The 13024-nt window shown below is 50.4% G+C and carries 13 protein-coding genes; 4 read left to right on the top strand and 9 right to left on the bottom strand.

Annotated features, from left to right (window positions below):
* Positions 1-443 precede the first annotated feature (443 nt).
* Positions 444-1904, bottom strand: coding sequence for a PH domain-containing protein (locus KO499_RS00180; protein WP_215981746.1), 1461 nt, complete (start codon positions 1902-1904; stop codon positions 444-446).
* An 850-nt stretch (positions 1905-2754) separates the two neighbouring features.
* Between KO499_RS00180 and KO499_RS00175 the strand changes: the two genes are divergently transcribed.
* The 3 genes from KO499_RS00175 (at position 2755) to KO499_RS00165 (ending at position 5638) form a co-directional block, all read left to right on the top strand.
* Complete coding sequence (locus KO499_RS00175; RefSeq protein ID WP_215981745.1) at positions 2755-3015, top strand: MazF family transcriptional regulator; 261 nt, start codon at positions 2755-2757, stop codon at positions 3013-3015.
* Positions 3015-3377: a type II toxin-antitoxin system PemK/MazF family toxin gene (locus KO499_RS00170; protein WP_215981744.1), complete on the top strand. Its 363-nt coding sequence runs from the start codon at positions 3015-3017 to the stop codon at positions 3375-3377. Before KO499_RS00175 ends, KO499_RS00170 begins: the two co-directional genes overlap by 1 nt.
* 1061 nt (positions 3378-4438) lie before the next feature.
* On the top strand, positions 4439-5638 hold the full coding sequence (locus KO499_RS00165; RefSeq protein WP_228339702.1) for a replication initiation protein: 1200 nt from the start codon (positions 4439-4441) through the stop codon (positions 5636-5638).
* A 7-nt stretch (positions 5639-5645) separates the two neighbouring features.
* On the opposite strand, the gene KO499_RS00160 is transcribed toward KO499_RS00165, so the two are convergent.
* The 8 genes from KO499_RS00160 to KO499_RS00125 all read right to left on the bottom strand — a co-directional run bounded on the left by KO499_RS00160 (position 5646) and on the right by KO499_RS00125 (position 12487).
* Positions 5646-6137, bottom strand: a complete 492-nt coding sequence (locus KO499_RS00160) for a PH domain-containing protein (RefSeq protein ID WP_215981742.1) — start codon at positions 6135-6137, stop codon at positions 5646-5648.
* A gap of 117 nt (positions 6138-6254) precedes the next feature.
* Positions 6255-6578, bottom strand: a complete 324-nt coding sequence (locus tag KO499_RS00155; protein ID WP_215981741.1) for a peptide chain release factor family protein — start codon at positions 6576-6578, stop codon at positions 6255-6257.
* Complete coding sequence (locus KO499_RS00150; RefSeq protein WP_215981740.1) at positions 6575-8290, bottom strand: class I SAM-dependent methyltransferase; 1716 nt, start codon at positions 8288-8290, stop codon at positions 6575-6577. Before KO499_RS00150 ends, KO499_RS00155 begins: the two co-directional genes overlap by 4 nt.
* 495 nt (positions 8291-8785) lie before the next feature.
* The gene (locus KO499_RS00145) at positions 8786-8986 is read right to left on the bottom strand and encodes a hypothetical protein (RefSeq protein ID WP_215981739.1); all 201 of its coding nucleotides are present in this window, start codon (positions 8984-8986) and stop codon (positions 8786-8788) included.
* 583 nt (positions 8987-9569) lie between these two features.
* Entirely contained in the window at positions 9570-9746 is a 177-nt protein-coding gene (locus KO499_RS00140) for a hypothetical protein (RefSeq protein ID WP_215981738.1), read from the bottom strand.
* 10 nt (positions 9747-9756) lie between these two features.
* Positions 9757-10425: a hypothetical protein gene (locus tag KO499_RS00135; protein ID WP_215981737.1), complete on the bottom strand. Its 669-nt coding sequence runs from the start codon at positions 10423-10425 to the stop codon at positions 9757-9759.
* Between the two features lie 181 nt (positions 10426-10606).
* Positions 10607-10930, bottom strand: a complete 324-nt coding sequence (locus tag KO499_RS00130; RefSeq protein ID WP_215981736.1) for a MarR family transcriptional regulator — start codon at positions 10928-10930, stop codon at positions 10607-10609.
* A gap of 123 nt (positions 10931-11053) precedes the next feature.
* Complete coding sequence (locus KO499_RS00125; protein ID WP_215981735.1) at positions 11054-12487, bottom strand: DNA cytosine methyltransferase; 1434 nt, start codon at positions 12485-12487, stop codon at positions 11054-11056.
* Between KO499_RS00125 and KO499_RS00120 the strand changes: the two genes are divergently transcribed.
* Positions 12471-12869 (top strand): hypothetical protein, encoded by a 399-nt coding sequence (locus tag KO499_RS00120; protein WP_215981734.1) that lies wholly within the window; start codon positions 12471-12473, stop codon positions 12867-12869. The genes KO499_RS00125 and KO499_RS00120 overlap by 17 nt on opposite strands.
* Positions 12870-13024 lie beyond the last annotated feature (155 nt).

Here is a 13024-nt window from a genome sequence, read left to right as displayed (position 1 = left end):
CTTGTAGATGAATTTATCTGGCCACACGTCATTGAGGCTGATCTTGCAGGAAGCTGAGCATTCCGTGGTGGATCGATAGAATTTGGCCGACACAGTAGTCCTGCTTCCCGAAGTATTGCCGGATAGCGTCGTAGTTTGTGCGACCGCTTGCGTGCTTCATCAGTGGACATGGCATTAGGTGTACATCATTGTCGAGTTCGATCTCTACGGCTATCAATAAGCCATCGTGATTTTTAGGTTCCCAACTCACAACTTAGTCGCCTGTATTTCAGAATCAAAAATCATGTGCCCTCCAGCGCTCAATGAGTCATCAGAGGGCATGATCCCACTGTTTTGCGAGCGCAAATCCAGAGAGGATGCGATTTTGTTGCCAGAACTAAGTCAAATAGCTCAAAACGTTCCACGGGGTCAGAAAGCGCAATAGTCCGTAGTTGCTGTCAGATCTATCTTGCTCTGCAGGTAGAGATGCAGCTTTCTGGGCTCCATGGCGATACGGCGGTTATGTGCTGGTCAACCGCAGGAAGGCCAGGGCGAATCGCAAGCAGTCGATCTTTGGCCAGCGGAAGTGAGTAGCACTCCATGCCATGCAGGTCATCTATATGAGCTGTAGTGTGGTTATTCGTCCATCGCCGCTGGCCAACTGTAACGTGAGTTTCAGTTGCCGCTATCCCGGAGTTCCAGTGCTGCCGCCAGCGCCAGAGCATCAGAGCAAGAAATAGTCCTGCGGCTTCGGCGGCATAAAGGCTCAATGCTGGACTTGTCCAGAATGTCACGGGTAGAAAGAGAGCCACAGCAATCAGATACGGGCTTGCACCTAACAGAACGCGCCCTGCATCAACCAGAAAGTTGAAAAGTTCTAGTTTTCTTCTGGGCAATTCAACCGGCTTCAGATCGGTGATCTCAAATAGTTCCGCGATTTTTTCATGAGGTAAAAAGGGCAGATAATTTCCCTTGATGCCAGGTTGTAGTTCCGCGCCTCTGGTTTGCAACAAGACAGCAGAGCCACCAAACAATCGAGGCCAGAAGCCGTTTCTGACCTCAACAGTAGCGATATCAACGAGTGGTAAGCGCCATTGCCGCAGGCTAAATATGCCAGATCGAACAAAGATCTGGTTGTCCCGTAGTTTTATCTCTGTACCTAAAAATGAGGGAAAGGCGATAAAGAGGCGGGCCAAGATTGAAAGACCGACAACCAAGACTATGAGCATGACGATGATAAAACTGATGGCACCTGGGGAAATGGCTGTGGTGAATAGGCTCGCTGCCTGATCAACTGCTCCATCTTTCAGGATCGCCTCATCAGGGCGGTCGATTGAAGAGTTCAGAACGGGCATTACTATCGCAAAGGTAATCAATGCCGGCATTATTAGCTGCTTAGAAGGAACAAGGCATGCCCCCCGAAGCGCATCTAACCATGATGAATGGTAGAACACGCTGTCCTTCAATTCTGTTTTGTCTTTAGGGAGCAGATCTCCGGCCAGTTGCCGGGCCATTTCTTTGGATATGTATTGAATACTTGCGGAGCTCTCGTTGTTTCCTTCGGTGTAAACGCTGACATTGACCAGGCCTAATAGTAGGCACCATTGGTTTCGTTCCAGGACGACTCTGCTGATTTGAGACGTGTGCAGGTGAACGCGAAGCTTTTCAGCCAGCCCCGATCGAATGTGAAAATTATTCCCGGATCTTTCATACCGGTAGCTCTTCCAGAGGGCGACTGTATAGATGCTGATCGCTATCCCTGTGATGGTTAACACGAGGACGGTATTGGAACGAATAACGGGAGTAGCACCAAAAACTGCTGCCAGTAAAAGGAGCTTCAACCACCAGCCATCGCGAAAACTCCTCAGGTTTTCAATGAGAACGGGGATGAGCCCCCTCATTGGCAATCCTGTGCTGTATTCCATTATCGAACCACTGGGTTCTTGAAGCTCTTGGCACTGATTGCATCAGTTGCGTTGAGGGCTGTAGGCATGATCAGTTTTGTTGTCATATTTTTGTTTAGAGTGGGCTTCCAGCAGTGATGGACTTTGAACTAATATAGGGTCTCACGCCCGTCTGAGATGCAACCACTAACGCTTTTCAAATCCCCTTCAAAAGAGACGCCTGTTTTCCTATTTCTAGGTTAACTCATTAACCTATTTAGGCTCTTTTTTCTCTTTCTATTTCAATGCCTTGAGTTGGTTTCAGGCTACCTTATTGATGGTTCGCACTACATTCTTAATCTTCTGGGCCATATTTTTCAGCACTTTAAACTACCAAATTGATTCTTTGTGCTCAGAAACAGAGTTCGTGCTGCTTTTGAAATTTCCCATGCTACATTTTTAATGGTTCTGACTACGTTTTTAATGAGTTGGGAGGCAATTCTAATTGAAAATGTAGCATGAGCCTCTTCTCATTAGGCTTAATCCGCGAGCTTGGCTCCCCATTTCATTGAAAATGTAGCACCAGGCTGACAATGATGGCCTCAGTCCAGATGAAGTTTGTGGACGATATCAAAGCCCCACAGGCGCTGGTACACCATCTCACCCTAATTGAAAATGTAGCATTGGCCTTTTCTCATTAGGATTAACCCGCGAGCTTGCCTTCTCTTTCCATCAAAAATGTAGCATCAGGCCGACAATGATGGCCTCCAGGCTTGATCGCAACTTGGAGCGGTGTAAAACCTACAGGCATGTAGATACAGATGTTGACACATAATGCTGTCGAAATTAAGGTAGACACATACGTAGCTACAAGCATCAACGCGAGGTTGCCATGCAAAGCGAAATCAAACGCTGGGGAAATAGCGCTGCTGTGCGTCTTTCCAGCAAGATCCTGGCACAAGCCAAACTGGATGTTTCCAGCCCGATCAGCATTGACGTAAAGGCCGGAAAGATTGTGATTGAGGCTGTCCAGAAGGCTCCGCGTAGGGTGAACCTTCCCTTCTCCGAAGCCGACTTGCTGAAAGGCTTAGATGCCCATGGGGCTCATGCGGATGAGCTTGCGGACCCTTCAGCTTCTGAAATGGGGGCTTAATGGCTCAGTACGTCCCTGACCGCAACGACATTATCTGGCTGGACTTCGAGCCCACCAAGGGTAAGGAAATCGGTAAATACCGACCGACACTTGTGCTGTCTTCCAAGCAGTACAACAAACAGACCGGGTTGCTGATCTGTTGCCCGATCAGCACAAGCGTTCGCGGTACCGCGACTGAGGTTGCCGTGGACAATCTGGAGAAACCTTCGGTTGTCGCTTCGAGTCTCATTCAAACGCTGTCCTGGAAAGACCGAAAGGCGGACTTCATCACCAAAGCTGAGAACGGTGTGATGGATCAGGTTCTGGTTCGTATTATCCCGCTGATTGGGGCAGATAGTGTGATCGAGAAGTTCATTGAGTAAGTGGGACATCGGCAATGGAATGTAAGGGCTAGATGCTACATTTTAAATTCCCGTGCGTTCGGAATTCATCAAAAATGTAGCATTGAGCGATGCTGCCCCTGCGAGTGCCTGCGTGTCAGCTAGTGGAGCGTCGTTAATGCTACATTTCCAATGATTGAGTGGAAACATTTAATCAAAAATGTAGCAGTCAGCCCCAGTCTTCGGCACGAATCACGGTGAGTAATACATCCTCTGTGCTCCTGGTGCTACATTTCCAATGGATTGGAGAGTGTATAATTCGAAATGTAGCGCTAGAACAGTCTGCTACTCGATATGAGGTTGCTGGTTACCTGCTCTCGAATTCTTGATGCTACATTTTTGATGCTTTGCGGGGAGCGAGTAATTCAAAATGTAGCATAAGCCCCGCCTCAGATCCCCTGTTGCTCCGTTTTGGCTACTTATAAACCTACCCCGGCGTAACCTCATCGAGCTTGGTGCTACATTTCTAATGGTTCTCGGTAGCATTAATTCAAAATGTAGCATTGCCCTGGGTGAATACGATTGGTGCTCCAGTGATGAGGCCGGCTCCAGATCCTCAAATGCTACATTTTTGATGCTTATGAAGAGAGCATTCCTTATTGAGGGATTCCAGCGCGCTTGAAACGCCCGGAATCAGGGGGCCTATACGGGATTTTCCTCTACCGTCTGAGGGGAGATTGGTACTCGTGCTACATTTCCGATGTTTTCAAGCGCTTCATGATTAAAAATGTAGCACTTAATGCCATTTGAGACTGGCGATGGGCCTCACGCCATTAGATCTGCTTCATGCCCGAACCCATTCTCAGCGATCAGGCGGCAAAATAATCAAAAATGTAGCATGAAGAATCAATAAAGTAGTTTCCGCGATTAATAAAGTAGTATTTGGTACCCAAGCGTTGATCGTTTGTTGACCGCATGGTATCGATAGCGGTCAGTGATTGGCCACCTCACTTTCCGTGAGATCCAGGCTTACTAAACCGAGATTCCTGACCAAAGACCGATTGAGGCTTAAAGAGATTATGACCGGTGAGGTAGCTCTTGACATGGACGACCAGCGACAGCTTTCCCTTATTGATGAGGAAACGCCTAACCTAAAGGTTGTCAAAGCAAACGCTTTGGTAGAAGCGCAGTACGAACTGACTGGGAAAGCCCACAAGCTAGTTCTGGTCGCGATGGCTCAGATTCGCAAGGATCAGACCCAGCTATTTGAGCAGGTGTTTGCGGTACCAGACCTTGTTCGGCTTATTGGGGCCTCTGAAACAAGCTCTTACACGGATTTGAACCGTATTGCCAAAGATCTAATGAAACGGCAGGTTGAGATCCGTAACGATGAGACCGGCGAATTTGAGCTATATCAGTGGGTCACCAAAGCTTGGTGTAAGAAGGGCCACTTTGGCATTCGTTTTAGTGAAGATCTGAAACCTTTTCTGATCGGTCTAGTCGGCAAGTACACACTGTATGAGCTGGGGGCCATTCTCAGGATGACCAGCAACTATGCGATTCGTCTGTTTGAGCTGCTGAAACAGTATGAGGGACTCAAATCACGAACGTTCAGTCTCGATCCTGAGATGACAAAGAGTCACCCGGCCTGGGAAAACTTTCCGAAACTCATGGGTTATGACAATCGTACTGGCAGCTATACCCGGTTTAATAATGTTAAGCAGCGCGTGTTGACGCCAGCGATCAAACAAGTCCAGGATTTCACCGAGTTCAAACAGGTTGATTTCAAGGTGATACGCTTCCAGCGAAAGGCTGTAGCGATACAATTTACTTGGGAGACCCGATCAACGCTTGAGCATGTTCCGAACCACCCCCTTTATCCTGAGCTTCTGGGGCTGGGTGTCTCGCAAGATACCATTCGCAAGATCTTCACAGACTATGATGAAGATCGTATTGCCCGAAACTTGTCGTATGTAAAAAAGAAGCACAAGGACGGTTCAATAAAGAACCCACCCGCATATTTGATGGATGCTTTGGCGGCCGATTATGTTGAGCCTGAACTGAATTTCAGCAGTGCTACAAGAACGATAAAGGATGTCACTCCAGCACCAGTGGCTCCTAAAGGCTCACAGACTGGCAACCCCAAGCCCGACATTGCTCACAGCCACCCTTTGTTTAAGAGCTGTGGAGATTTGAACGAGTTTAAACTTCTTGTGGAAGCAGAGCGGGAACGAGGCGAACCGTTTGACTGCTACAATGACTTCCATCAGTACCAGTTGGACAAGAAGTTCCGGAGAACGTAGCGCGAGCTCATGCAGCTTGGATCAGATCTTCGTCGTCGTTTCCACGGGGCGAAAGCCGTTGCCGTAGTTCCTCAGCATCCTCAGCGTTCAGTTGAGGGAGCGTCATATCAACACCACCAGTTCCGACGGTCTCAAGCTTCAGCGTTGCGGCACTCAGCTTCTGTTCAATGAGATTGGCATGGGATTTAATGTTCCGGATATCTGCCAGCTTGATCCGCTGACGCTTGCGAACAAGGGTGCCGACCTCAAAATCAATCACCAGGTCGCTAATATTCACTCGGAGAGTTTTCGACCGGTAATAGGCTGCTAGAAGGGTTGCCAGGACAACGGTCGTTAGAAGAGCGGATGCGCCTGCAGGGTTTTGTTTCATCCACGCAAAACCAACCCGGACTAGGCTTTCGGGCGGGGCCAGAAGGGCGACTCCAAGCACCAGAAGGCTGGCTTTCAAAAGCCAACCAATGGCTGTGTTGGTTGTGAACGCTGCTCGGTTAAAGGTCATATAGTCAGCTTTGTGTCATACAATCATCTGGTCTTAACCAGTCTCGTTGGCCTTGCGGTGCGGGCTCTTCTGTCAAATCGCCCAATGCGAAGATACCAGCCCAGATCCAGAACAACATTATCTTTCTCCTGCCTCGGTTTGCTGCAGCTGCGCCAGTCGTTCCCGAAGGATCGTTAAGGCCCTATCACGATTTCGGAATTGGGCCCGATCCTTTGTCTGCTCGACAATCAATCCGGTGGGTATATGGCGTATGCGAACCCCGGTTTTTGGTCCCAGGCTTTCGTTCTCCTTGTTGGGTCTGATCATATCGATCTGCAGGGTTCGTGCTGAGACTTCATAGCGCAAGCTATCAATGTCGTCGTTCGTGCCAGTGGCGGGCGTCGTAGTGACCGCCACGCCTTCGGGAGTTTGTATCTGCATATTGCCTGTAACTTTGCTCATGCCGCCTCCCGAAGCTCCTCGTTGGTCTCCGGGCCGGCGAGCAATGCGACATGCTTGGCTGTCAGCTGCAGATTTGAGCCAAAGGCTTCATTGGCTACGTCTAACGGAATATCCATTTCCTTGTTTGCGTGCTCAGCGTTGCGCAGCCAGCCCATCAGGCGGCCAAACTCGGTATTGAGCTTGCAGGCGAATCTTTGGTTCATTTTCAGGTGTACGGTGCCTTTTTTGAATGCCTTGGCTTCAAACAATACCGCTTCTTGTCCTGTTCGATGGTCCAGGAACATGAAGTTCACCTTTTTGCCGGTAGTCCACTCAAAATCATGGGCCTTCTTTTGCCCGGTTGTATCAAAACCAATATTGTTCGCTACAGTGGCGATATCATCGAGCAGGCTCGCCGCATAATCCCCCAGCCCGCTCTTTGTGTGCTCGAATGAAAACTCAGAAACACAAATCGCTTGGTAGAGCTCCAGCACAATACGGTAATCAAGACCGTAGCGTTCGATCTCAGGCTTGCGCCCGTAGCGCCAGTCTTCGGCAGAAAACACCCTTTCATTTGATTTGTACTTGATGACATTCGCTTGGTGAGTCATTTGCTTTACCAGTGCGATGAGCTGAGCATCGAAGTAGTTATTGCAGTTTTTGATCACCCAGGACAGCAAGGCATGTGCATTGGCCGCTGAAAAGTCGATATGAGTAGAGTCGTTCAACTTGTCGAGCATTGTTTTACGAGTGTTCCGGGTCAGTCGACTGGTCACGGTTCCCAGATGCGAAAACAGCTCTTGCCAGTAAGCGTCCTTCAGTCCGGTGATCTTGAGCTTCAGGGCTTTGGCCAGTGACTCAGTGTTTACGCCCATCTCATAGAGCATGACCGAATCCAGAGCACAGATCCGCTGATAATCGCCAAGGAGCTGCTCCAGGTCTTCATGGTAGAACTGCTCTAACGCCTGAACGAGGCCATTTGAGGTCACCAGCTCTTGCCCATGCTTCACACGCTCTTTGACCTGGTTTTTGATGGCATCAGCAGGATTCAGGTTGTCAAAGGAGGTCCTATTTGCGTTCGGTGCGAAGTTGTCATTGAACCACTGGTCAAAGGGGTCTGTTTTTAGGCCATGCGATCTGGAATTGTGATACATGGACCCTTCATGGGCCAGTTGAATAGAGAGAATGTTTACCCGTGCACGCGCCCGGCGTTCAGCGTCTGGGCTTCCGAAATCGAACGAGCCAATTACCTTTGCGTTAGCTTTGCGAGATTTGAGGATCTCAGCGAATCCAGCATCCTTGACCCACCGATCGGGAATCACCAGGTACACAAGTTTGGCGTTTGCCTCGCTAACGATTTTGCGGGTCCAGGCTGAGAATTCAGAATAGGGAGGGTTGCTGAAAATGACATCTACACGCTTATCAATGAGAGCCTGCTGCATCAGATCTGTACCGACGGTGATAACGGAGGCATCTTGAGCCTCAACGAGCAATTGGCTCTTCTCTATCGCAAAGCGGTCACCGTTGGTTAGCGCCTGAAGTACGCGCCCGTCGCCCGCTCCACAGTCCAGCACTGAAATAGTGTTGACCGGATCGTCGCGAAACAGCTTCAACTTGGCGCGGATATCCGTTTTGACGCACTCGATCATCGCATCGGTCGTTGGATACCACTCGAAGTCTTGGTCTTGGTTTTTCAGGTTGCGGACCATTTGATTTGCGCTCATCGGCTGCATGGGTATCTCCCGTGTCTGTTTATGTGCTTCCAGCATTACACGGGTTTGAAAAATGCAACGTTTGTCTTTGCGGCGGTAATTAACGAAAAGCCCACCCAAAAAAAAGCCCCACAATGAGGTGGGGCGAAGAGCGCAATGTGATCTGCCGAAGAAGGGAAACAGGGAGGGAGAAGGCCCCCTTCCGTTGCAGAGTCATTTGTACAATGACACGACTTTTCAAAACACAACCCCAAACAATTCGGGTTCCATGAAAATCGTCGTGGGAGGTGAGCTGATTTTTCGCATGCGAAAAGTAGCACTTAAAAGACCCGAGCCAGGGGACTCGGGTTTTGGGAGCTGTTCCAAGAATACAAACCAACCTGCAAGGGGAATCCTTGCACGGCAACAATGATACAGGTTTTGCGTCCGCACCGAAGCGAACCGGTCTGTCACGCCAACACTTAGAATGCAATGCTGTCAGATCATTTCCTGAAGGGGAGCCCTCCCTCAGCCAGATCATCGGTTAGACTCTTTACGGGCATTCGCCCTTTCAAATACTGCTGCGGTGATATGCAGCGTCAGGGCACAGGCGTAGATCGTGCTTGAAGCACCGCATCCTATGTCAAAAAGGGCCAGAATCCAGCTGACCATCTTCATGCCATTTGCAATCGCTCTCAGAGTTGAAGGTAGTGTTTCGATAAATTTGTCGTCGTTCATATTTTTACCTCTTATGTTTTGTGAATTTTGTTATGCCAGCCCGAAAAATTTCTTGGATCGCGCTAGCACATCTCTATTTATAAAAAGGGGAATTCAAACGAAGGGCGTTCTGGAATTTGGTTGCAGATCTACTCGGTTTTGTGAATCCCTACTATTAAGACAACAAATAGAAAAAACGGGCTAAGTTTCAGAGGTTGGACGGGAGGCGTCTGGCGGGCTGTCGGGGGGAGGGCTTTGCTCTACGCTGCACTGATGACGGGAAACGTATTGCAGAGCAGTTCCTCGCCCAGCAAGAAAACGATCGCAAAACAGTTGAGTCTCAGCTGATCGATAGATTGCGGGAGGGCGATTTCGAGAATGCTTCTGTATTGGTAAATAGCTTTGAAGCGAACCAGGTATTTAGCCGAGCTATGGGAATTGATTGGGCAAGCAGAACCACACACAGCGATGTACGAATGCTGGAGCTCATGTTCCGAAATGTACCGGGCAATCAATGCAGGTTCTGGGGGTGAATGATGGCAAACAGTGTGAGGTGTGTAGGGCGCTCACCAGTGTGAGCGGCCCATCTGGCTAAGCTGTGCGTTCATGTGTCTGCGTGCAAGTGGCGAAGGTCGTCAATCGCCTCATTTCCTTCCCGGTGTATTGCAGTCTCGATTGCGCGAGGGTCGACGCCCTGCAGCTCTTCCTCGCTATAGAGGGCGATCGCGTACCCGGCGTCTCGGAGCTTTCCTACCGCCTTTAGCAGCTCAATCTCTTCCATGGCGTTCTCCTTATCGTTCCAGAGCAATATCGATGAGTTTCTCAGTGAGGCCCGCCAGATTGGGGCATTGAGTAATGTTGATCTCACCCGCATCGGGGCCTTTTCGGAAATAGGGTGAGACCATAAACGTCACATCCTGGGGGGCGAGCATGGTTCCGTTGGGCAACCGGCCATTTAGCAGAGGCGTGAAGGCATTTATCGTCACGCGGCCCTTGTAGGTCACATCCTCACCGTGAGCAATGAAAAACTGGGTTTCGGGGTAGGCTTCAACCAAGGTTTGCAGTTTGTCGGTGTAGTAGGACACCAGCTCATCGAACTCGGCTCGGGTAATTTCATCCTCGAATTCTGAGGAGTCGTCCAGATCGTTGAACTCAACATCGAGCTCTACTTCAGCGTGTATGCCGATCCGCCCCTCATGAAAAGCGACAAACGTCGCTTCTTCGTGCTGGAATGCTCTTGGATCGCCAATGGATAGGTGCATTGGGTCGCCTTGGCTGTCCATCTCCCCGCTGTTGTAACGACCGCGAAGATGTTCGTAGGCTTCGTAGGCGTCTGAGCCTTCGATGATGTTCCAGTGCTGGAGGAGAGTTGAGCGAGAGGTATAGTCGCCCCAACGGTCTGTCAGTGGAATGGGATAGTTTGGAATGGTATTGATCACTGCGATCGATGCTTCTTTCATTTGCGCTCACCTATAGCGTCTGGTCTTTGCGGCGGATGCCGTCGGTGTCTTCCCGACTCATTGATAGGCTATCGCTGTTTTTCAGGATGCAAGGGCAGGAGAGGGGGAGGCTGGACACCACATTTCAATATGGCGTCCAGAATGGGATGGACGTTTTATTTGCGTGCTGGGTTGGCCTTAATCAGTCCGAAAGGATCTGTCGTATCCGCTTTTCCAGTTCCACTCCACGTTCGTTCAGGAAGTGTTGGGATACCCTGTAATCTTCGGGAAGCGGTTCAGCTCGAACAACATCGATCCCGTCTTTGCCAGGCCGCGCTCTATGAGTGAGATTCTTTAAGGCCCGGCTGGCGGACTGCTTGCTGAGATCCAGCCCGTTGACTGCTTGTGAAACGGTGAGTCCCGGTGACTCCAGTATTTCCATAAAACACAGCATGGAGCTGATTGGGAGATCATTTTCGTACTTACGGAATTCCTGCAGAATTTTATTGAAAGACTTAGGTGACATAATTCTCCTGTTTCATTGTTTCTGAACCCTCAGTTTCTCATGTAGCTGTCTGGTTAGAATATAGCGGTCGCCGCAATCCATCTTACACTTTAAAGGCACCGGCAAGTCTCAAAATGCAAGGGCTCAGAGCAACTGAGCCTGATGTTTATGACGAAGAACCGGGCCTTGTCCGAGATTGCTCTGGATGTGCTTGCGAACGGACTCAACAACCGCGTGATGAAGCTTGTAGTCGATGCTCTGGCCTAAAGTCTCCGAACACTGCTCCCGAGCCATCCAGCTGGCATCGAAGTCATCAGGGATGCTCATGAGTTCCTGCAGAAGGCTTTCTGAGGGTGCGTAAACCCGTCCTTCGTCCTCGATGTAGCAGCCATCCTTCACCAGTCGAGACTGGCTCTTCAGGATTGTCGGGCAGAAGGTGCTCTCTCTGGTGATGCCAATGCTGCCCCGGTGTGAAGTGGCCCGTGCTTTGATGGAGCTTGCCTCTGTAACGTCGCGGCAATCCCCGAGGTGCTTTTCAACGATCGGCCATATTGAGCTGGTATTGCGCTGCTGGGGCTTGGGAGCCTCGAAACCAGGGAAGATGGAGGCCACGAGGTAATACCGGGTGCGGTTTTGGATGCCGCCGTAGTCCCGAGCACAAAACGTCATTTCCGTGGTCTCGTAGCCCATGCGTCGAAGCATGGATTTCAGGATGATTCCCGCGTCATGGTTTGCGAAGGCCCGGACGTTCTCAATCATTACCACCGGATAATTCATGGTTTCGATCATCCTCAAGACGGGGTAGATCATGTCGACCTGAGTGGTTCCGTTATCAACGGATTGAGTGCGTAGAGATTTTGATTTTGCGGAGGAGAAGTCATCGCAGCTGACCGAGAAGTGTCCCAGGGCAATGGGATCGCCCTCATCGCACAGGCTTTTGAGACGCTCCGGAGAGACTTGATAAATGTCCTCATTGATCAGCAGGCGGGGCTTGCCATTCCGGAGGGTGTTGAGTGCGTGAACCTCCTCAAGGGAGCGTCCTGCGGCATTATCGCGAGCCTCCCGAGGCCTGTATTCAAGCACCACGTCCGACTTGAAGCCGGCACTATCGAGACAGTGGAGATCCACGCCGCCAGTCATTCCTACCATGGCGCGGAAAGGATCGTGGCCTTTGAAACGCCGAGCAATGCTGAATACACGGTTCGCGATGGGGCGTACTTTTATTTCGCCCTGGCGCATGGTCACATGAAAGCGTTCCGTAGCTGGGGGGAAGGTACTGTTGAGCAGGGAAGAGGAGCCGAACTCAATCAGGCTTTCCAGTGGGTTGTTGCTCCGGGTACGGTTGTATTTCCGTTGATGTACTTTAGTGGAGCCGGCCTGGCTGAGACGGATATCGAAACCGCCCGATATTGATGGCACGGCTTCAATGCGAGCTCCGGCTTTAAACCCCATGAGGTCAATGAAGTTGCTGGAGATCCGCACGCGACGACGACCGTCACTGATCGTGTTCATCTTCAGCTGTTTGGTGACGACGCTGGGTACGTGAAAGCTATTCTTCACAATGCTGGTGACGTTCATTCAATCCCTCCCCGGATCGCTTGTTAACGCATTTCTAACCTATCATTCAGTCGTGAAAAGCAAGGGCGAGTCCCGGTTAAAAAACGCAATCCCGAGCGCGTTTTGTATCGACGTTGCATTCCAAGCGGTGAGAGACTTTCTGGTTTTATCTATGGGCTTCACTGTTGCTGCGGGCTTGCAGGCGAGTCCGAACCTCGCAGAACTGAAATCTAAACCGGGCCGGCAGTGGAATGAGAGGGCGAGGCAATCAAGATATTTTGCTGCCGTCACGCTGTTCAGCGTGGTACCTAAGATCATCAGCGCAGATCGAACAGGGTGGCGCATCAGACCAGAATTCGGACGGGATATTCGTGTGCTTTCTCAAGACGGCTTCCTCGGTTGATGCACCGGTCGTTAGAAGGTGCTGGTGGTAGGCCGACATCGCTGCCGCATGGCGTAGCCCTTCCAGGATTTGTTCGTCCGTTACAGAGCTAACAGAGCAAAAAGGATGCGCGGAGGGGATCAATGCATGGGGGGACTGAGGGTGATCATCGATTT

It is taken from the genome of Marinobacter sp. F3R08, assembly GCF_018860425.1.
Classification (GTDB): Bacteria; Pseudomonadota; Gammaproteobacteria; order Pseudomonadales; family Oleiphilaceae; genus Marinobacter.
The sequence above is the reverse complement of the archived record's forward strand: the minus strand, read 5'-3'. Positions and strand labels throughout refer to the sequence as shown.

Bases quoted from the DNA above. Each gene is read 5' to 3' on its own strand.
- KO499_RS00180 (WP_215981746.1), bottom strand. From the start codon at position 1,904: ATGGAATACAGCACAGGATTGCCAATGAGGGGGCTCATCCCCGTTCTC.
- KO499_RS00175 (WP_215981745.1), top strand. From the start codon at position 2,755: ATGCAAAGCGAAATCAAACGCTGGGGAAATAGCGCTGCTGTGCGTCTT.
- KO499_RS00170 (WP_215981744.1), top strand. From the start codon at position 3,015: ATGGCTCAGTACGTCCCTGACCGCAACGACATTATCTGGCTGGACTTC.
- KO499_RS00165 (WP_228339702.1), top strand. From the start codon at position 4,439: ATGGACGACCAGCGACAGCTTTCCCTTATTGATGAGGAAACGCCTAAC.
- KO499_RS00160 (WP_215981742.1), bottom strand. From the start codon at position 6,137: ATGACCTTTAACCGAGCAGCGTTCACAACCAACACAGCCATTGGTTGG.
- KO499_RS00155 (WP_215981741.1), bottom strand. From the start codon at position 6,578: ATGAGCAAAGTTACAGGCAATATGCAGATACAAACTCCCGAAGGCGTG.
- KO499_RS00150 (WP_215981740.1), bottom strand. From the start codon at position 8,290: ATGCAGCCGATGAGCGCAAATCAAATGGTCCGCAACCTGAAAAACCAA.
- KO499_RS00145 (WP_215981739.1), bottom strand. From the start codon at position 8,986: ATGAACGACGACAAATTTATCGAAACACTACCTTCAACTCTGAGAGCG.
- KO499_RS00140 (WP_215981738.1), bottom strand. From the start codon at position 9,746: ATGGAAGAGATTGAGCTGCTAAAGGCGGTAGGAAAGCTCCGAGACGCC.
- KO499_RS00135 (WP_215981737.1), bottom strand. From the start codon at position 10,425: ATGAAAGAAGCATCGATCGCAGTGATCAATACCATTCCAAACTATCCC.
- KO499_RS00130 (WP_215981736.1), bottom strand. From the start codon at position 10,930: ATGTCACCTAAGTCTTTCAATAAAATTCTGCAGGAATTCCGTAAGTAC.
- KO499_RS00120 (WP_215981734.1), top strand. From the start codon at position 12,471: ATGCTGGTGACGTTCATTCAATCCCTCCCCGGATCGCTTGTTAACGCA.
- KO499_RS00125 (WP_215981735.1), bottom strand. From the start codon at position 12,487: ATGAACGTCACCAGCATTGTGAAGAATAGCTTTCACGTACCCAGCGTC.